14 protein-coding genes and 1 tRNA gene are annotated in these 20,022 nt (G+C 43.5%); 10 read left to right on the top strand and 5 right to left on the bottom strand.

Features of this window, described 5'->3' with window-relative positions:
* The first annotated feature begins 15 nt into the window (after positions 1 to 15).
* Complete coding sequence (locus tag AC1DCV_RS32045; protein WP_477027001.1) at positions 16 to 1,506, top strand: RagB/SusD family nutrient uptake outer membrane protein; 1,491 nt, start codon at positions 16 to 18, stop codon at positions 1,504 to 1,506.
* Positions 1,507 to 1,748: 242 nt separating this feature from the next.
* Here the strand turns inward: AC1DCV_RS32045 and AC1DCV_RS32040 are convergent, their stop codons facing one another.
* The 3 genes from AC1DCV_RS32040 to AC1DCV_RS32030 form a co-directional block, all read right to left on the bottom strand.
* Positions 1,749 to 3,968 (bottom strand): substrate-binding domain-containing protein, encoded by a 2,220-nt coding sequence (locus tag AC1DCV_RS32040; protein WP_477027000.1) that lies wholly within the window; start codon positions 3,966 to 3,968, stop codon positions 1,749 to 1,751.
* 497 nt (positions 3,969 to 4,465) lie between these two features.
* A complete protein-coding gene (locus tag AC1DCV_RS32035) occupies positions 4,466 to 4,666 on the bottom strand; it encodes a hypothetical protein (protein WP_477026999.1) in 201 nt (66 codons plus the stop codon).
* Positions 4,667 to 5,252: 586 nt separating this feature from the next.
* A complete protein-coding gene (locus AC1DCV_RS32030; protein ID WP_477026998.1) occupies positions 5,253 to 6,806 on the bottom strand; it encodes a sialate O-acetylesterase in 1,554 nt (517 codons plus the stop codon).
* A 1,287-nt stretch (positions 6,807 to 8,093) separates the two neighbouring features.
* Between AC1DCV_RS32030 and AC1DCV_RS32025 the strand changes: the two genes are divergently transcribed.
* The 3 genes from AC1DCV_RS32025 (at position 8,094) to AC1DCV_RS32015 (ending at position 9,270) form a co-directional block, all read left to right on the top strand.
* Complete coding sequence (locus tag AC1DCV_RS32025; protein ID WP_477026997.1) at positions 8,094 to 8,228, top strand: hypothetical protein; 135 nt, start codon at positions 8,094 to 8,096, stop codon at positions 8,226 to 8,228.
* Between the two features lie 181 nt (positions 8,229 to 8,409).
* On the top strand, positions 8,410 to 8,775 hold the full coding sequence (locus AC1DCV_RS32020) for a toprim domain-containing protein (RefSeq protein WP_477026996.1): 366 nt from the start codon (positions 8,410 to 8,412) through the stop codon (positions 8,773 to 8,775).
* 96 nt (positions 8,776 to 8,871) lie between these two features.
* Positions 8,872 to 9,270: a hypothetical protein gene (locus tag AC1DCV_RS32015; RefSeq protein ID WP_477026995.1), complete on the top strand. Its 399-nt coding sequence runs from the start codon at positions 8,872 to 8,874 to the stop codon at positions 9,268 to 9,270.
* 1,068 nt (positions 9,271 to 10,338) lie between these two features.
* Here the strand turns inward: AC1DCV_RS32015 and AC1DCV_RS32010 are convergent.
* Positions 10,339 to 10,412: transfer RNA gene (locus AC1DCV_RS32010), tRNA-Asp, on the bottom strand.
* Positions 10,413 to 10,499: 87 nt separating this feature from the next.
* Positions 10,500 to 11,153 (bottom strand): deoxyribonuclease V, encoded by a 654-nt coding sequence (nfi, locus tag AC1DCV_RS32005; protein ID WP_477026994.1) that lies wholly within the window; start codon positions 11,151 to 11,153, stop codon positions 10,500 to 10,502.
* Positions 11,154 to 11,255: 102 nt separating this feature from the next.
* Here nfi and AC1DCV_RS32000 point away from each other — a divergent pair, with 102 nt between their 5' ends.
* The 6 genes from AC1DCV_RS32000 (at position 11,256) to AC1DCV_RS31975 (ending at position 20,007) form a co-directional block, all read left to right on the top strand.
* Positions 11,256 to 12,656 (top strand): ATP-binding protein, encoded by a 1,401-nt coding sequence (locus tag AC1DCV_RS32000; protein WP_477026993.1) that lies wholly within the window; start codon positions 11,256 to 11,258, stop codon positions 12,654 to 12,656.
* A 10-nt stretch (positions 12,657 to 12,666) separates the two neighbouring features.
* Entirely contained in the window at positions 12,667 to 14,325 is a 1,659-nt protein-coding gene (locus AC1DCV_RS31995; protein WP_477026992.1) for an NAD(P)/FAD-dependent oxidoreductase, read from the top strand.
* Positions 14,326 to 14,334: 9 nt separating this feature from the next.
* Positions 14,335 to 14,598: a UBP-type zinc finger domain-containing protein gene (locus AC1DCV_RS31990; RefSeq protein ID WP_477026991.1), complete on the top strand. Its 264-nt coding sequence runs from the start codon at positions 14,335 to 14,337 to the stop codon at positions 14,596 to 14,598.
* Between the two features lie 382 nt (positions 14,599 to 14,980).
* On the top strand, positions 14,981 to 15,580 hold the full coding sequence (locus AC1DCV_RS31985) for an RNA polymerase sigma factor (RefSeq protein ID WP_441573902.1): 600 nt from the start codon (positions 14,981 to 14,983) through the stop codon (positions 15,578 to 15,580).
* 47 nt (positions 15,581 to 15,627) lie between these two features.
* On the top strand, positions 15,628 to 16,584 hold the full coding sequence (locus AC1DCV_RS31980; protein WP_477026990.1) for a FecR family protein: 957 nt from the start codon (positions 15,628 to 15,630) through the stop codon (positions 16,582 to 16,584).
* 33 nt (positions 16,585 to 16,617) lie between these two features.
* Positions 16,618 to 20,007 carry a SusC/RagA family TonB-linked outer membrane protein gene (locus AC1DCV_RS31975; RefSeq protein ID WP_477026989.1) on the top strand — a complete coding sequence of 1,130 codons (3,390 nt, stop codon included), beginning with the start codon at positions 16,618 to 16,620 and terminating at the stop codon, positions 20,005 to 20,007.
* Positions 20,008 to 20,022 lie beyond the last annotated feature (15 nt).

Raw genomic sequence — 20,022 nt, 5'->3', positions numbered from 1 at the left:
TAAAATTTGTCAGACATGAGATACTTTGCCAAAATTATATTTGGGGTGGGTGTTGCTCACCTGTTGTTAATGCATACCGCATGCAACAAACTCACCGAAGCACCGTATTCCTCCATCTTTACCGATGGATTCTATAAAACTGCTGCCGATGCGGAAGGCGCTATTACCGCTGCTTATGGCCCATTGGCAGATCTTTACAATTTGGCAGGCACTGGCGCCAGTGATCTAAGTGCGGATCAGATATATCCCCGTCCGGTAGTTGGGCGGGATACTTACACCTTATTCAGTTACGATCCCAATTATACTACCCAGAAGAGTTTTGCACGTGTATTTGAGTCGCCCCAGCGTATATGGCAGGCATGTTATACGGGAATAGAAAATGCTAACTGGGTAATTTATAAGGTGCCGACTACTGCAATGGATCCTGTACGCAAGGATATTATATTGGGAGAAGCTTTTTTCCTGCGTGCTTTTTATCACTGGACGCTCGCCAAGAACTTTCGTGATGTAGTGATCAAGGTATCGCCAAGTATCAATATTGATTCAGCGATCGTGCCTAAGAGCCCGGAAGCAGACGTGTACAAGCAGGTGTTTGCCGATCTGGATCAGGCTGTACTTAAATTACCAACCTATACTTCTGCTATCCAGAAAGGTCGCCCATCCAAAGAGGTAGCCATGGCGCTTTATGCTAAAGCCGCTTTATACATCGGCAAATGGGATATTGCACTCGAAAAAGCGCAGGGCGTGATTGCATCCGGTAAATATGCTTTAATGCCTGATGTAACCGATGTATACAATGTGTCGAAAGAAGACGCGGCCCGCCAGGAAAATATGTGGGCATTGGAATGTGAAAGTGCAGTACCTGGTTTTGGCGCGCAGTTGAACAGTTTGTACGGCCCAAAGAATAGCGATGCCCCTGCTTATGGGGCAGCTACCTATGGTTCTCTTTTTGTGTATCAGTCTTTTTTTGATTCTTTTAGTCCGGCTGATAAAAGAAGAAAGCTGCTTGATACCAGTTATATCAATAAGCTCGGGCAGGTAGTGCTACAGAAAGATATAACTCCTATCACGAAGAAAGGTGTATTACTGAAAAAGTACATGGATCCCGTGCCACCAGGTAATGCTTCAAATGTACCCATCTTCCGGTTGCCGGATATGTACCTTATTGCGGCGGAAGCAACAGCAAGAATCAGTGGCGCCACTGCGGCTGCCTATAACTTTATTAAAGTGGTGAGGGACCGCGCCGGGTTGCCGGAACTCACTCCCGGCCTTGGCCAGCAACCATTTATTGATTCGGTATTGCGTGAGCGAAGCTGGGAATTTTTTGGAGAAGGTGATCGTTGGTATGATCTTACCCGTACCAATACATTTATGCAGGTAATTCCCCAGGCTGTAAATGATGTTTACCCGGTACGTAGTCCGCAAACCCGCAACCGGTATTTTCCTATTCCACTTGATGAGGTCAACGCCAATTCCAAACTAACGCAAAATCCGGAATGGAAATGAATCGCATACCAAATAAATAGGAAAGGTAATTATGAAAAACAGGTTCGATAGTCAAAGCCGAAAAGAGAATTGGATGGCGGCAATCATTTTGATAGCCGCCCTCCTGGGTGATGTGTTATTAGGTTTATTTGTACAGCATCTGGGTCCCCCCTATACAGAAATAATTATGGCGGGTTATACAATTTTAATTGTACTGGCTGCAATAGTCTGGCTGTTATCCAGGGGAAGGGATATTTAAATATTCAGGCGAGTATACTTACTCCGTTTGACATGTGAATAGGGTAAAGAGTGGGACTGAATCCAAATTTTTGGAGGTAGGTAGTTTCCAACTGTTCAATAAATGGAAGGGCAAAAGGTTTTTTAACAAGACAGAGAACACTACCTCCAAAACCTTCTCCGATCATTTTAGCGCCGAGCGCGCCGGGTTGCTGTTGCGTCCAATCCACCACAAAATCCAGTTCCGGGCAGCTGATCTGGTATGCTTCCCGCAGGGCATGATGTGTAGCATACATACCTGCTCCAAAGCGGGTGATCTGTTTTTTATCAAGCAATGTGGCAGACTTATCTGCTCTTGCCATTTCTTCCGTGATATATTGGCTTCTCCTGAAAACAGGAGGCCGCATTAATGCTCTGGTTGCAAGCAACATGTTGTAGTCCACTTCACGAAATGAACGGATAAAAGGATATTTTTCTCCTATGCATTCCAACGCTTCCCGGCCTTCCCTTACACGGGTATGAGATTCTGCGTGCTCCGGCCCATATTGAACACCTGTGTCACAAAGGATCATTTCATATTTCCCGTCGGCAAATGGTAAGTATTCAAATTCCATTGACTGGCTGTCCAGTTTAAGGAAGCCACCTCTCTTTCCCAGCATGACCGCATATTTATTCATGAGGGCTGTTTGCATTTCTGACTGTGTGTAGGTTACCGTATGTGCAAGCCGGATCAGTTCCGACTTTGTTAAACCAAGGTTATATAGGTTGTTAAGGGCAAAGAATAAACCACATTGCAGTGCACTGCCGGAGGAAAGTCCCGCTTTTAACGGCATATTACCACCAAATACCATACGGAAAGGACCGATTGGAAAGTTCGCCTTTTGAAAGGCTTCAATAATGCTGGTGATCCAGGGCGACCAGCTATTGCAAGTGTTGTGCAGGTTTTCGAAAGGTATGTCAATCTGCTCGTCAGACATCAGAGAGTGAATATGGTAACTATTGTCAGGGCTTTCCGATAAGCAGAAATATATTTCCTTGTCAATGGAAGCAGAGAGGAGGATGCCGTCGTGATAGTCGGTATGGTCGCCGCATATGGTGATTGTTCCGGGTGCGCGGACGGTGATAGCGGGAGATACGCCGTACAAACGTTTAAAAGTGTTTGCAACTGTTGATTCATTGCACAAACTTACATCAGGGACAAGTTGGCGGTTCTTTACATTTCTCGGAATTTCTTTCCTTGTAGAATCACGTACGATTAATTCCACCCGTACAAAATGTTGTTGTATGCGGGGAGGTTCCTGCGCGAGAATGTCTTTTATCAGTGTGGTCACCGCTATTTCTCCTACTTTTGTGGGGTTTTGCTCTACTGTTGTAAGAGAGGGCACCACGTATTTCGACATTGTTTCGTTACCAAATCCTGCAATCGCAATTTCATGCGGTACCAGGATCTTTCTGAACTCGAGTTGCTTCAGTATCTCAAGTGCCCCCCTGTCATGAACTGCAAATATAGCATCGGGCCTTTTTTCTATTGCCAGTATATTATCCAGGATGGTAAGCGTAGTTTTGCGATCGAAATTTCCATAGTAGATATGCTCGGGTATAATGTTTATTCCCGCGCTGGCTGCGCCTGCCAGGCAGCCTTCCACCCTCAGGTTACTCATTTTCAGGTGGGCCGGCCCGCCAATGATGGCGATTTCCCGACAGCCTACCTGTGCCAGGTGCTGACCAATAGCGAAGCCGCCGGCAAAATGATCGTTTTCTACCCGATGTATATCAAAATTGTTTTGCGACCGGTCGATCAATATAAGCGGGATGCCTTTGTTGATTACTTTTTCAATATGATCAAATGTTTGGGTTTCTTTGGAATGTACCATTAAAACGCCATCTACGTGCAAACGGAGGAGAGATTGCAACATCTCTGTTTCTACATTAAATAAATCTTTAGATTGGCATATTACCATGTGAAAACCGTATTGCATGGCAATTTGCTGCATGCTGCTGGCGAGACTTGCATAATAAGGTCTTTCAATATCCGGAACGATGACACCAATAATTTTGGTTTGTTGTTTTTTCAGTCCCTGGGCAAAAAGATTGGGTTGATACCCTGCCGCTTCCGCAAATGCAAGCACTTTATCCCGCGTTAAGGAATTGGTTTGGTGATGCCCCTGCAGCGCCCTGGAAACGGTGGATTTGGAAATACCCAATTGACGGGCCAGATCTAAAATTGTTAAATGTTTTTTTTTCATAACGAAAACGACATTATAGAATGCTCAATTAATAATTACATCAACAGAGACTCATAGAGAATAGGCAAGGTGTAGTCTAAGTATATCAGTTACTATGTTGTTACGTAGAAAGTTCACTTCACATAAAGTTAGTCACTTGCACAAGCATCACTTTTTCTAATAAAGACTTTCTTTTGTATAAATCCGACCTGTTTTGTGGAGCTATTAACTGTAAATCGATTGCAGGATTTCTCTCTGCTGGATTATATTTGCGGGGATTAGTATCGATTTATTTTTTGTAGAATTGCTGTAAATCGATTGCAATTTTTTTGTGGCAGTAGAATGAATGTTGTAGTCAATATCACTGACTTCTTTTTCTGTATTCGCTCGGAGTAAGCTGGGTAATTTTTGTAAATACCCTGAAAAAATGTGATATATTATCAAACCCGTTTTGGATGCTATTTCAGCATAGGGTAAATTGCTAGTAACGATGAGGTATTGTGCTCGTTCAATACGTGTTATTTGTACATAGGTAGTGGGCTTTCTCCTATATGATGGAGAAACTGCCGGGAGAAATAGTCAACATGCTGATTGGCTCTTTGCGTAAGAAATGCAATCGTGAGCGGTTGACCTAAATTCATTTGAATGTAGGAGATGGTATCTATTATCTTCTGAGGAATTGGCTCCGTAATTTTATCAGGATACTTGGGGTCAGCCATGAACCGCGATAACAATTGCAGAGCATGAACCGGATGTTCTCACAGTCTTTTATCAGACTGCGGGTGCTATCGTAGACCTGATACGGAAAACTGGAACCATAGTCACATTTTATTACGCTGTCGCTGATACGGCTAATTAATCTGCCGTAATAGGTCACATTAGGTTGATTCGCCACTTTCTGTAAGGTAACGCCCGGAGCGGTGTTCGAATACCGCCATACCCAGAATAAATTAGTTTTGCTGAAGGGTCCTGTAGATTTTAACGAGCTTATTTTCAATTCAGATCCCCAAAAGTCGTTGCTGGAAGTCAATATAGCGACTTTGGCAACGCCTATCATATTTCTAATTTCATCCCTCCACTTTTGATCAGTTTTGATTTCATGAAAATCATCAATGGATTCATACTGAGATTAATTCTCAAGAGCCTTATAGTGAAAGTCTTTATTCGTAGACATTGTAAAATAAAACTCACGCTGCAACTCATTTTTTAGGTATGCAATAGTATTTATATGTATCCAGCTTAATTGTATCTTCGCTGAGGAGACAATGCCAAAACGTTTTATTATTCCATTGCGCCATCAAAGCATTACCAATTATCGGTTCTGAATGGACTTGCAGGCATATCAAACGCATCGAAAAGGCTTACGTCAGGAAATCCCGCCCATGCATATCTTACGGCTACAGGCAGGGGAACATCCGGAGAGAAGACTTCAACGGTTGTTCCATTTATGAAGGCCTCTGCAGGATAGAATTTTCTATCTTCACCCGCAATGACAAAACCCTTTGCTTCCTGCCCCGATAAGAACTTCATTGATCCGTTGATATGAGTAAATTTCACAATTATCTTTTTGCCATCAACTTTAAAATCATCAAACAGGGGCCCACATCCTGACGCATGTTCACCGTATATTATGTGTTGCGTTTCCTTAAAGAGGCGGTCCGCTACAATAGCTTTATCCGGTGGATGTATATTCTGCCTATCGCCTGTATTGATTGTCACAACCATTCCGGTATGATGTGTTGCTTTAAGGGTAACCAACTGCGATTCACGTACTAATGCCCAGTTATCATTCATGGTGATACTACCGAATGCCGGAAGTTGAACGAATATAAAAGGTAGATTTGAATCACCGCTTTCTGCTCTCCATGACGAAATCAAAACAGGTAATAACTTTCTGTAATTAAAGGCGCGTGCGACGTTATGTTCCCCTTGATACCAAAGGATCGCCGTTTTCGTATACTTAATTACAGGGGCAATAACACCATTCCAATCAGCAGCAGGATAAGCTCCATTTAAAGGGTTTCGAGCTTTTGGTTTCGGAGGAGGGACTTGTCCTACTGCTGTAACATCCCGCACTTCTTTCTCCCACTTTTGTAATATCTCATCCCGCTGTTTTTTCATCATTTCCGGGTTAGATAGTTTAATGACTTCATCATAATAGTTTTTACCGCATTCTACGGATAGCAAAGCTTCAAGCGGCATCTTCGCTTCGATAGGCCCTCCAGCATTGGACGAGCGTATTATACCTATCGGAACTTTTAAGTACCTGTACATTGAGCGGGAGAAATAAAAGGCTATTGCTGAGTAAGTCAAATTCCTATCCGGGCTTAAGGATTGCCATTGTCCGGAAACATCCTTTTCGGGCTGGACTGCAAATGTTGCATTAGGTGTTTGGAATATGCGTACCATAGGGAGTGTGGTTTGTTCCGCGTCGGTTTGGGCATTGGGATTACCAAACCTTCTGCATGCATCCAAAGACATGGCCATATTGGACTGGCCGGAACACAAAAAAACCTCGCCAACTAAAATATCGTGGATCTCAATTTGATTTTCCTTTCCCTTTACAATTAACTGAAGTGGGCTGCCCACCTTTAAGGGATCAAGTTTTATAGTCCAATTACCAGCGGTATCAGTTATAGCAGTTTTGAACTGGCCAGCTATGCGCAATGATATCGGTTCCCCGGGATTTCCAAAGCCCCATATAAGCACCGGTTTGTTGCGCTGTAATACCATTCCATCAGAAAATATAGCAGGTAGTTTTACATCAGCCTTTGCATATTGACCATACATCGCCGTCACTAAGAAAATGAAAAACGGAAAAAGATATTTCGATATTCGAGAAGATATGTATTGATACATATTGGTTGTTTTATAGCGTATATTAAATATGGAGATCCGATTTTGTAGGGAAATCTAATTACCATGTGTAACCGTATTCCGGTTTCTTTTTTAGTAGTTTGATGGTCAAATCATTTTGGTCCCATAGTGCTCATTGCTGGCCGTTGAACTGTTCCGGTTTAGTCATTTACTAATTGCGACGTGGCGGTTCTCTGTTCAGTTGCCTGGTGTCGGAATAACTTCATTCATAAACTGACCTTCGACCTCAAGTGCTGGAACGATGGGCTGTGGAATATTTGCAATCTCATACTTTTTCGGTTTTTATATCATTGCGGGAGTGAAGATACAGTGTTATTTTCCTCTTCGCATAGTAAAAGGCGCCAATTTTCATTTGGAACCAGTCCTCAAAAACGGGAACGGTTCCAAATGAAAAATTGGCAGATAAGCAGATTTTCCTTAGGGGCATTAATGTTGGAGAAAGTAACCAAACTACTTACGACTAAGCGTTGTATAACGCTTTGAAATCTCAACCATAAAGAACAGGCTAGGGATTGTACTGAGAGAATATTCCAACTAGAGCAGGATAAAATATCAAAATGAGATCCCTGACAGCCCGCAAATGGATGCGGTCAATTTCCGTTTGTACTTTCAAAATATTGCGGAAAATGTTATGTTACTTCTAACGGGCTAAATTATTCTCTGAAGTGGACCTAAAAGAGAAATTAACAAGGTATTACATACAGATTAGCCAGAATATCCTTATCTGATACATTATCGGGACTTATTTGTTTTAAGTTGTCTCGCGTGGCTGAGGTTTTTCTGACTATTCTCCTGCAAAAAGACATTCCAGCAGGCATCCATTAAGAAAAACAATCAAATTCAGCGGTTTCCGGTGGTCTTAAATGGAAAGTTGGATACAGTGAACGGAAAAGACGGAAAAACTATAATAATACAATCTTTAACGATTGACACATTGCATCAGGAACATTAATTCTGATGCAGGGTTGTTCAAATAATTGTTTGGAAACGCTTCCGGTAAAGAAGTCTGAAAGTTTATTCACAATTTCCTCCTGAAATTTCGCAGCTAATGCTAGCTTTTGAAAACTACTAACAATTCCGCAGAGACTGACTGCGGAGTGGTTTGTTGTTTTTATCGCTATCGTGGAAATGTAATTATAAAAGTCCGGATTTGATCTTGCAATAGAATAATGCAGCTGGCTCCCATTCATCTTTTTTTTCAGAAACAAGTATACTTAACCTGTTTTTTCTTGCCGACAAAGCCATATTTGATGACTAAATCAGAAAATTATGGAAAACAAAAAAGCGAAGATTGAACAGGTGGAAGCGGGTATGTTATTTCTGATTGAGTGGGGGCAATATTGGAAGATGCTTCGTATGCTGGTCTGCGAAGAGGTTGTTAAATTGGTTCGGTACCCCCTCTAATGTAACTTATGACAGGCTAAGTGAATAGATATGGTTGGCTACCTGACATTCCTGGGATATGTCGGGAGGTTCAATATTCTCTCTATAAGAATGACTGTTACGCAATTGGGTTTAAAAATGATGCCGGTGGCTACGAATTGCTGAATCCATACTTCAACGAAGTTCCAGCCCGAACGCAACCATGTTTATTGATAATGGTGTATCGGAAGTATCCGTATACGAAGGCTTCTTCAGTTTTCTGTCTTTCCTGAAGATCCATCAGGGTGAAGATCTGCCAGTGACCAATTACCTGGTGCTAAATTCTTTATCCTTCTTTAAAAAGAGCCTGAGATTAATGGAGCAGCATCAAGCTATTCATCTGTATTTGGATAGAGATAAGACAGGTATTACCCAACGCACCAAAGCTTTAGCCATGGATAAGAAGTACCGCGGTTGCAGTCAGACATATGGGAACTACAAAGTTCTGAGTCAATTTCTCATCTATTCAAACCTCGCGCAAACCACCAGGCACACACAAGGCAACTTCAAAAAACTACGTCCAAGTTAACATCAGAAAAGGGGATGGATAATAGCTCTACCTTTTCTTTTCACTGTAACCCACTCCTCTCAGGAGTAATTACTCAATTATTTAAGATCTCAAATTATGGCAGACTTCAAAAGAAAAACACTGCAATTAAGTTCTGGTAAACAGATAAAGTTATTTGGAAATAGTATGGCTATTGGGAAATCATTGGAACTTGGGGAAGGGTATCGCCCCAATATACTTGCCTGTAATGATGGCGTTTTAGAAAGTAATTCCCCCGCAGCCGTATATAATCCCTTCAAGTTAACCCGTGACGAACTGATAGAATTGGCAGATTACAACATTCAACTTTGGATGGACTTGAAAAGGAATATTTATAAACACGGGATAGATAACCCCATGGTTTTTGAAATAGAGTTACCACCTCAGAACAAATTAGCCAAGTCTGGACCCAAGAAAGTCGGGCCTGAAGGGGAGGGTAAAAAGATAGCTTCTCCCAAATCAGACGACAAATTATAGCACAAGAAAATCATGCGGACAGGAGCATATGGGTCTTGAGGTTCGGTATAGCCAGCTATGTTTTGGTAATACCAAAACTTCTGACCCACTGCATGCTATCGCATTGGTGGGCTGTTTTTTCATCCGCCGACCGGCGGATTCAAACAAGTAAAATGAATTGAAATATGACGCAGAACGAAATGAGGCAGAATTCAATAAGTTGCTTTCTGACCAGCTTATCTTTTTTAAATACCAGTTCAAGTTCATTTTTCATTCCCTTAGGGCTAACACCAAAAATTTGATGTAATTGATCGGCACATCTGTCGGTGGGCGAAAGAAAACTTAATCTACTCGTCTTTTCCAGTACGTAAAATAGAAGAACCAATGCCCGGTTTGACAACTGATCCTGTTTACATTTTTCTAACCAGGCTTGTTCTTTTCCTTCAAAGGCCACTATCGCAGTCTCAAGTTTTGGTAGAAAGTCACAATTGAAGGTAGGCCGGTAGATGAAATAATAGATGGGCACATAAGCGAGTGCTCCTATCATAAATAAAACACCAAGATGAATGCCTCTGGTAAAAATCAATGGGCTATCCAGTAGGATTACAAAAAGAATACTTATACCTAATAACAGTAGGTAATGTCGTAGAACATCTCCCCAATAATCACTAATAAGTCTATGACGTGTAGCTGTTGTAGCCCAAACAGCATAAGAAGAACAATAATCTTCATGTGTTTTGTGAAACCTGGAATAGATGTAATTGTAGTTAATGGGTAAATCAAACGTGGCAAAGGACTGTATCCGCCTCAAATTCAAACTTCTCATTTCCTTTTATTGTTAACAAAAACCTTTGGGGGTGTTATAAATATACGGAAATGCATACACTTTTTCCAAATCTATTTTGGCTGTACATTACTGTTGGTAGGGGGGGAAGGGTAAGAATCTGTAATTATATTTGTATCTTAGTAAGTGATAGTTAGCCTTAATAAGGTAGCATAAAAAAACGAGAGAGAATTAATCGGAACTCGACTAAATACTCGACTTAAAATAGAAAACCCGCGACTAGCGCGGGTTCCTTCGAGATTTTGCGGACCGGACGGGACTCGAACCCGCGACCTCCGCCGTGACAGGGCGGCATTCTAACCAACTGAACTACCGATCCTTCCTACAGGCAGGCTTTTCAACCATTCCGTATTCCCCGTTTGGGGTTGCAAATATATAAATAATAATTCCAAATAACCAAATATTTCTATTTTTTGTGTTCCAGCAATGCCAGACGCGCATAGTGATCGGCCAGCCGGGTGGTTTCCGGCAGCCGGTACTGGGTGCATACTTTCAGCACAATATCTGTGGCGGTAGCCAGAGATATTTTATGCCCGGTGGATACAAATACCGGGTTAATGCCGTCCTGTGTTCTTAATGCATTGCCGATATGGTCCGGATCCAATAGTGGCGCGATGCTCCCTCTGGCGGCTCCCAGGTCGTTATATTCACCGCAAAGTTTTGTTTTGCCACAGCCAATCACCGGCTTATCCAGGATAACGCCAAAATGAGAAGCCAGCCCGAAACGGCGTTGATGCGCTACTCCCTGTCCGTCACAAATAATGAGGTCCGGATGTAGTGGTAGTTTTTCGTAGGCGCGTAACAGTGGTGGCATCTCCCGGAAGGAAAACAAGCCCGGGATATAAGGAAAGGTGACTTCCATACAATGGGAGGCAACGGCGATTACCTGTAAGGTATCATAATCCAGCAGTACAATGCTGCCGGCAATCAGGTTGGAATCTTTATCGTATTCTACATCTGTGCCGGCAATAATTTTTATCGGGTCAGGTAATACATCTGTGGTGATCACCTTTGCGCGTAACTCTTCCTGTATGGCGATGGCTGCATCTTCAGTAAGCATCGGATAATGGTTTATGGATAGCTGCCAAAGCTACAGGAAATTATTATAGTTTTGAGGTGCACTGAAAGCTTATATTTGGTAATATACCGCAATCCTTTTTTTATGGAACCTATAACAGCAACACAACTAAAGAATATCCCGGCACTTAAGGATGTACCATTGGAACAGTTGGATTGGCTGCTTTCGCAGTCGGAAGAGCGGGTGGTGCCGGAAGGTGAGCCGCTGTTTAAAGCCGGAGATCCGGTGGTCACCACGGTGATTGTCATCACCGGAAAGGTGCGTATTTCCTCTACCATCAATGGTCATTACCGGGAAGTGGCAGAATTAAATGATGATAGCATCACCGGATGGTTGCCTTTTTCCAGGGTAAAGAATGCGATAGGAACTGGGCTCTGTCTGAAAGAGACGCGGGTGATTTCCTGTCATGCAGATGTATTGAAGAAAAATATAGAGCAGCATTACGAACTCACAGAAGCGTTGGTCCACATCATGACCAGCAGGGTACGGGATAATACGTCTTTCCAGCAACAGAATGAAAAAATGATGGCGTTGGGAAAATTGTCCGCCGGGCTGGCGCATGAACTAAATAATCCGGTGGCTGCGATTACGCGTAGTGCTACTGCTTTGTTTGATAATATACGGAACCTGCCGGCTATTTTCAGGCAGATGTCGGCGATTTGTTTATCGGAAAAAGAGGCCGGCGTATTAGTAGATCAGTTATTGCATATGCAGGGTAGCAGGCCGGAGAAAGCGCCGGGCATGCTGGCATTGTCTGATAAAACGAATGAGCTGGAAGACTGGCTGGAGAGCAAAAATATAGATCAGCTGGAAATAGCGGAAGTACTGGCGGAGTATGATCAGGATAAAGATGCACTGGAGAAGTTTTGTCAGCAATTCCCGCCCCAGCATCTGCCGGTAATATTCAGCTGGATACATAGTGCCCTGGTCGCCAACAGGATGGTAACCGATTTGCAGTTATCTGCCAAAAGAATAGCTGACCTGGTAGCCTCTGTGAAAAGTTATACGTACATGGATCAGGAACCGGATAAACAATTTATCGATATACACAGCGGTATAAGCAATACACTGGCGATGCTGAATTTCAAAATCCGAAAGGGGAATATTGAGATTGTGGAACAGTATGATACTACTTTACCAAAGATAAAAGCATTGCCGGGAGAATTAAACCAGGTATGGACTAACCTGGTAGATAATGCTATTGATGCCATGGAAGTCAATAAAAAGGGTAGCCTGGAAATTGCTACCACCAAGGACCGGCAATACGTACACGTTACTATTACGGATAATGGTCCTGGTATTCCGGCAGAAATTCAATCGAGAATATTTGAACCTTTTTTTACTACCAAAGAAATGGGAAAGGGCACCGGCCTCGGACTCGATGTGGTGATGCAGATAGTGCAAAGGCACCATGGGATTGTAAAGCAGGTATCTGTTCCGGGGAAAACAATTTTTACCGTTTCCTTTCCTATAGAAAATAATTAACTTAGAAGCTATGAGTCTGCCTATAATATTTGCAATTGATGATGACAGACAGGTGCTGAATGCCATTACCCAGGACCTGAAAACCTACTACAGAAAATCTTACCGTATACTGAGTACGTTGTCCGCCACGGAAGCATTACAAAGCCTGATAGAACTGAAAAACCGGAATGAAACAGTGGCACTTTTCATCTCTGATCAACGGATGCCTGAAATGGAAGGTGTTGATTTCCTGCAACAGGCGATCGCTATTTACCCCGCTGCCAAAAGGGTGTTGCTGACCGCGTATTCTGATACGAGTGCCGCCATCAAGGCGATTAACGAGTTAAGACTGGATTATTACCTGATGAAGCCGTGGGATCCACCGGAAGAGAAGTTGTATCCGGTGATCAATGATTTGCTGGACGACTGGCAAAACAGCTACCGGCCGGAATTTCAGGGTATTAAGGTGCTGGGGCATCCTTATTCTTCCAAGGCTTATCATATCAAGGAATTTCTGGCCAGCAACCTGATACCTTATCATTCTGTGGACGCCAGCGGAGAAGAAGGAAAGTTGCTGATGCAGATCAATCAGCTGGATACCGCTGTTTTGCCGGTGGTCTTTTTTGAGAACGGGGAAATGGTATCCTGTCCGCCGATCATTGATATCGCCGCCAGGATTGGTTTGAACCCTACCCTGAAAAATGAAATCTATGATGTGGTGATTATCGGTGCCGGCCCTGCAGGTTTAGCCGCCTCTGTTTACGGCGCTTCTGAAGGACTGAAAACATTGCTGGTAGAGCGACATGCACCAGGCGGACAAGCGGGTACCAGCTCACGTATAGAGAACTATCTTGGTTTCCCTTCCGGTTTGAGCGGCGCAGAACTTACCCGCCGTGCCATTACACAGGCAACGCGGTTTGGAACAGAATTTTTGTCGCCACAGTCGGTGAAGGAAATTAAACTCAAGGCAGATTATAAAATTGTTTGCCTGGAAAGCGGTACGGAAATCAATACACGTGCGGTAGTGATTACCACTGGTGTTGATTACCGTAAACTGGATACTGCCGGCATAGAACAATTTACCGGGGCAGGAATTTATTACGGGGCAGCCACTACAGAAGCGGCGTCCTGTAAGGAAAAGAGCGTGTATGTCCTGGGAGGAGGTAACTCCGCGGGCCAGGCAGCCGTGTATCTTTCCCGGTTTGCCAAGGAAGTCTTTATCATTATCCGGAAAAGTGATCTGACAGCTACCATGTCTTCTTACCTGATTGATCAGATCAATGATATCCACAATATTGTGATACTGAATCATAGCGAAATCGTGGAGGCTACCGGCATCGACAGGTTAAATGGTCTGAAAATAGAGGACCTGAATACCAAAGAAGTAAAAGAAGTGACTGCCGATGCCTTATATATATTCATTGGTGCAAGGCCATATACCGAATGGCTGGGGGATCTTATTATAAAGGATGAGAAGGGGTATGTACAAACCGGCAGAGAAATGAAGTCGTTTGACTATTTTGGTAAACTATGGAAGCTGGACAGAGAACCCTATTTACTGGAAACCAGTTGTCCTGGCATATTTGCTGCCGGTGATGTGCGCTCCGGCGCTATGAGCCGTGTAGCCTCTGCGGTAGGAGAAGGGTCTATGAGTATCAGCATGGTGCATAAATATTTAGCGGAAGTTTAAATCTTTTTTATGTCAATATGTTCACACCTGGAAGCCATTACAGATATCAGAATCGGGACGGAGCACGTATGTGAGGAATGTATAAAAAACAACGGTACCTGGCTGCATTTACGCACCTGCCAAACCTGTGGCGCCACGCTTTGTTGTGACGATTCTCCTGCACGGCACATGACACAACATTACCATGCTACCACACATCCGGTGGTTGCTTCTGCAGAACCCGGTGAGCAATGGCTATGGTGTTATGTGGATAACTCTTTTGCAGAATATTAATCAGGGAGATGAAAATAGCTACACAGCAGCCGGCAGGAACGAACTCCTGCCGGCTGCTGAATATTTAGCACGCAGATATATTTTTATAATTTTAAAAATTATAAAATATATACAAACTTTTCTCATATTCGAAAAGTAAATTTATATTGCTTCCATAAATGATTGTAATGGGATGTAACGTTATGAAATCCACATCAACTTTCAACTTTAGATAAAACCAATTCAATACAGAGGCCGTTTTTATACAGTAGTTCACCGTTATAGTTACTTGTCGAACTAAGCTAAATCGATTTTTAACAGGAGTATCAGCCAGGAATCAGCAAAGTTAATATCTACGTAATATTAAGCGATTACATTTGTAGGGACTTGTTATTTTCCAACTATGTTCGGGCATAAGAAATTATCTTTCCAAAATACATCCGCTACTTCGCGTCAGCAGGATTTTGAATCATCTGTAACTGCTTACTGGGACAAGCTATTAGGCATTGCCGTGGCTAAAACCAATGCGCACGATGCGTTTGATATTGTACAGGATGTATTGCTTTCTCTCTGGGAGAAATGGGAAGAGGTGCCCAAAGATGAAACACTGGAATTTTACCTGCTCAATGCCCTGAAGTTCCGCATATTTAAATATTACCGCACCAACGGCCGCTATCAGGCACATCTCAGAAAGCTGGAAGTATTACTGAATGATACACTGGAAGTGCCCGGCGCCCTGGCTCCGGAAGATTTACACGGCCTGAAAGAAGGCATTATAAAGGACGCTATGGAGATCCTTTCTCCCAGCCAGCGCCAATTATTTGTACTACGCGTACAGTATCATTATTCCTACCAGAAAATAGCACAACAACTGGGCATAGACCCTGCATCAGCAAGGGTTTTATACAGCCGCGCCTTAAAGCAGGTGAAAGCACATATCAAAGAAAATCCTGCCTTGTCTGCCAGCCTCGTTTCTTCTTTTTTGCTGTTTACAATTTCTTAACATTCCCCTTAGTTAACATTTTTTGCTCTCCGGGTATTCACCTATAGATGGCACCGAAAAAATACCCAAGGGCTCATGCCCTGTTAGAAAAATTTTATGCAGGTAAATGTACGCCGGAAGAACTGGCCATATTAGACAGTTGGTATGACGGTTTAGGTAATGACGCAGATATGCCTGCGGCAGATGCCAGCCATTACCAGCAACAGTTTCTGGCTAATTTCCGTAATGGGCTGCCCGGCGTAAAAATCGTCTGGTGGAAACAATCGGCTATTAAATGGACCGCCGCTGCTGCCAGCATTTTATTACTGGCAGGTGCAGGGTATTGGTGGATACACCAGGCTAAACAAAAAACAAATCCATCCGCAGATAATGCGGCTTTCCTGGTCACCAACGAAACCAACCACATAAAGCTGGTGATACTGCCAGACAGCTCCCACATCTGGCTGAATGCTGCCGCCTCGCTGCGCTGGAAAGAAGACTTCAATCAGAAAGTCCGGAGCGTACAACTGACCGGCGAAGGATTTTTTGATGTACACGGACAAACAGGTAAACCTTTTATTATTCACACCAGGGACCTGACTATACAGGTATTGGGCACACAGTTTAACGTAGAAGCTTATCCGGCAGAAGGCTTAACACGTGTATCACTCGTACAGGGTAAAGTAAAAGTGCGTGCAGGAAAAGATAATACCATTCTGAAGCCCGGCTATGCAGCGGTTTATAACAATGAAGAAAAAGGAATAGCCGTCAATGAAACAGACGCCGGCAAGGTAGCGGCATGGAGAGAAGGCGCATTCAGTGCTACAGATCTGCCGCTCAGAGATGCCGTAATGCGTTTGTGTACCCGCTACGGATACAATGTTCGCTGGGAAAATGCACAGGGGGCAGACAAAAATATTTCTGTGATGTTCAGAACAGACACTTTCACAAAGATGCTCGACAACCTATGCTACATCAGCCGTAAGCGATATCGCATTTCCGAAAGACAGGTTACCATTTATTAATACACGTGCGAACACTCCTGAAAAATTCAACACATGAAAATGAAATGTACCATTTCAGATCAGTACTCCCGTAGAAGCGGGCCAACTGCATCCCGAATTAAACGATTCCTTTTATTGGGATGCACCCTTTTGCCGGCTACATTTGGCTACGCACGGCAAAGCGGGTTGAACGAAAAAGTAAAACTGGATATTTCCCGTGCCTCCCTGTCACAGGTGTTGAATGCATTGGGCTCCCAGAGTTCTTTTACGTTCAACTATGTAAAGCAGGATTTCGACAAAATCATGGTCAGCGATTTTAAACCGGACAACATCACGTTGAATGAAGCACTCAACCTGCTCCGGAATAAATCAGGCATAGAGTACAGCGTAAGTGACAAGGCAATCCTGCTGAGAAAAGCAGAGAAAGACCCGGTAACACAAACTACCCAGACTGCCGCCACCCATAAAATTACAGGTAGAATTACCACTGAAACCAAGGAGCCTATTCCCGGTGTTTCTGTATGGGTGAAAGGAACAAAAACAAGAACAGTAACAAATGTAGACGGAAGATATGAAATCACTGCGGAGAACGAAAAATCAGTACTGGTTTTTAGTTTCGTAGGATATGAAACCATAGAAGCTGTAGCAGGTAATGCTGAAACGCTGAACTTCACGCTCAAAATAAGCAGCAGTGGTTTAAATGAAGTAGTTGTATTGGGTTATGGTACCGCGAAAAAAGGTGACCTGTCTGCTGCTGTGGCAGTGATCTCGGACATGAAACCATTGAAGGAACGCCCGGTAATGGACGTTGGGAATATGATCCAGGGGCGCGTACCCGGTGTTACCGTGGTAAGCAATGGTGGCCACACCAGTGACGCCAATAAAATAGTGATCCGCGGTGTGGGGTCCGGTAGTGGTGAAAACGTATTGTATGTGGTAGATGGGGTGCCTGGTGCTCCTTTTAATCCTGCAGACGTGGAATCGATGACTGTATTGAAAGATGCTGCTTCTGCAGCTATTTACGGTGCCTTTTCTGGTTCTGCAGGGGTAATTCTCATTACTACCCGTCAGGCGGCCAAAGGAAAACCTTCTGTAGAGTATGCCGGTTTTATAGGCGCTAAAAATGCATGGCGTACATTGCAATCACTGACTGCAGAAGACGAAGCTAAAGTGTCTAACCTGGCACAGCAAAATGCCGGCCGGCCTCCGCTGGAAGGATGGGATCCAGCCAAAAATCCTTATGGCGCGGTAACCCGTACCGACTGGATGAAAGAAATATTCCGCACCGGTTTGATCCAGAGACATAATATCAGCGTAAATGCAGGAGGAGACAAGTTTTCTACCCTCTTCCAGGCCCGCTACGAAAATGAAGAAGGTACCCTGTTGAATACCTATAATAAAAATATTTCCTTAAGATTTAACACCATTTACGAGTTTTCAAAAAATGTAAAATTACGCCAGAACATCTTCTGGAATAATAATGATAACAGGGATGCAGAAACGGCCAGCGGTTATACTGGTATAATTACCTCAGCTATTTACATGCCCCGCTCTGCCACCCCTTACTATGCCGACGGAACATTCGGAGGAACAGGTCCGCGTGATGGCGTTTATAACGGGATATACGGTGATGCGGTAAACCCGGTAGCTACCTTGCTGAGGAACCAACCTTATAACAAGAAAAGTGACCTGCAGTCTGTTACCGAAGTAACTGTATCAGACATCCTGCCGGGACTAAGCTACCTGACCCGGTTTTCTTACCGTCAGAGTAACGGCTTGTGGAAAAATTTTGAACCTAAAAGAACAGAACCCGGAAAACCAAGTGAGCAAAATAAATTGTCTTACTCCAGCGATAAAGACTATCACTGGATCTGGGAAAATACCCTGAACTATAACAAAATCATTAAGAAGCATAACATCGGTGCCATGGCGTCTATCACGGCCCAGGAAGAATCCCACCGTAATTTTACAGCTGCTGCCATGACCTTCGAAAATGAAGCACCCTGGGCACAGTTCTTTCTCAATGCTGGTGTTTTTGACCGCACGCAACCCACCGATGATGAATGGAAAGACAGATCAGCTTCCTATGTAGGAAGAATCGCTTACAGCTGGGCAGATCGCTATTTTGTAACGGGTAGTTACCGTTATGATATTGCCGGCAGGCTCGCGGAAGGGTACCGTGGTAAAGGATTCCCGGGCGTAACCGCCGCATGGAAGATCAGTTCCGAACCTTTCTTCCAGGTGGCTGCAGTAAACCTGCTTAAAGTAAGAGCCAGTTGGGGAAGAATAGGTAATTATGGTTCTATTCCGAACTACTACGGTTATCCAAAGCTATCAGCTGACTATACCTACCAGATCGGTAATGGCGCGCCACGTGCCAACTCCCTGGCAATGACCAAGTCTTTTAATCCTACCCTCTCCTGGGAAACTTCTCAGCAAACAGATATCGGTATCGATATCAGCATGCTGAAACAACGTCTGAATATTACTGCAGATTATTTTGACAAACTGACTTATGATCTGATCCAGGAGCAAACTGCAGCATGGCCTAAAACCTATGGAATAGATCCTCCCATGATCAACCAGGGAAAGATCGGTAACAAAGGATTTGAAGTAGCCGTAAACTGGAATGATCGTATTGGAACAGTGGGCTATACAGTGGGTGCCAATATCGCCACCTTAAAGAACAGGGTAGTAGCTATTGATGACAATCCTAATTCTACCTGGCTACATGGTGACGCTTTCCGAGGATCTTTAACACCATTTCGTTCCACTGTGGGACAACCATTTTATTCTTATTACCTGATCCAAACAGCCGGTATCTTCCAGTCTGATGAAGAAGCAAAGGCTTATACGAAAGATGGTAAAAGGATACAACCATTTGCTAAAGCAGGCGACCTGAAATTTGTAGATGAAAATGGCGATGGTTCAATTTCAGACAATGACCGCGTATACATGGGCAATGCGTTCCCTAAAGTAACCTATGGATTTACTGCCGGTGTTAACTGGAAAAATTTTGACATGACCCTGTTCTTCCAGGGAGTAGGTGGAGTAAAACTGTTCAATGCCTTTAAGATGACTACCTTAAGCGGTTCTGAACAAGGTTACAACCGTTGGGATAAAATATTGGATGCATGGTCACCTACCAACAAAGGCTCCAATATTCCTATCATCTCCGCTGCGGATGCAAATACAAACTTTCAGACAACTTCAGACTGGTACCTGGAAAATGGTAACTACCTGAGATTAAAGAACCTGCTCATTGGCTACACTTTTAAGAAAATGAGCTGGAACCAGGGATTGCGCGTATTCTTCAGCGGCGACAACCTGCTTACTTTCACCAAGTATACCGGTATGGATCCTGAAGTAGGTGGTTATGGACTGGATGGTGGACAATTCCCGGTTTCCCGCGTATTCTCCATCGGTGCTAATGTTAAATTCTGATCAAACAAAAAAGTA

Source organism: Chitinophaga sp. 10T418, assembly GCF_056394125.1.
The sequence above is the reverse complement of the archived record's forward strand: the minus strand, read 5'-3'. Positions and strand labels throughout refer to the sequence as shown.

Coding starts and splice junctions, on each gene's coding strand:
- AC1DCV_RS32030 (WP_477026998.1), bottom strand. CDS start 6,806: ATGTATCAATACATATCTTCTCGAATATCGAAATATCTTTTTCCGTTT.
- AC1DCV_RS32040 (WP_477027000.1), bottom strand. CDS start 3,968: ATGAAAAAAAAACATTTAACAATTTTAGATCTGGCCCGTCAATTGGGT.
- AC1DCV_RS32025 (WP_477026997.1), top strand. CDS start 8,094: ATGGAAAACAAAAAAGCGAAGATTGAACAGGTGGAAGCGGGTATGTTA.
- AC1DCV_RS32015 (WP_477026995.1), top strand. CDS start 8,872: ATGGCAGACTTCAAAAGAAAAACACTGCAATTAAGTTCTGGTAAACAG.
- AC1DCV_RS31995 (WP_477026992.1), top strand. CDS start 12,667: ATGAGTCTGCCTATAATATTTGCAATTGATGATGACAGACAGGTGCTG.
- AC1DCV_RS32000 (WP_477026993.1), top strand. CDS start 11,256: ATGGAACCTATAACAGCAACACAACTAAAGAATATCCCGGCACTTAAG.
- AC1DCV_RS31980 (WP_477026990.1), top strand. CDS start 15,628: ATGGCACCGAAAAAATACCCAAGGGCTCATGCCCTGTTAGAAAAATTT.
- AC1DCV_RS32045 (WP_477027001.1), top strand. CDS start 16: ATGAGATACTTTGCCAAAATTATATTTGGGGTGGGTGTTGCTCACCTG.
- AC1DCV_RS32035 (WP_477026999.1), bottom strand. CDS start 4,666: ATGGCTGACCCCAAGTATCCTGATAAAATTACGGAGCCAATTCCTCAG.
- AC1DCV_RS31985 (WP_441573902.1), top strand. CDS start 14,981: ATGTTCGGGCATAAGAAATTATCTTTCCAAAATACATCCGCTACTTCG.
- AC1DCV_RS31975 (WP_477026989.1), top strand. CDS start 16,618: ATGAAAATGAAATGTACCATTTCAGATCAGTACTCCCGTAGAAGCGGG.
- AC1DCV_RS32020 (WP_477026996.1), top strand. CDS start 8,410: ATGTTTATTGATAATGGTGTATCGGAAGTATCCGTATACGAAGGCTTC.
- nfi (WP_477026994.1), bottom strand. CDS start 11,153: ATGCTTACTGAAGATGCAGCCATCGCCATACAGGAAGAGTTACGCGCA.
- AC1DCV_RS31990 (WP_477026991.1), top strand. CDS start 14,335: ATGTCAATATGTTCACACCTGGAAGCCATTACAGATATCAGAATCGGG.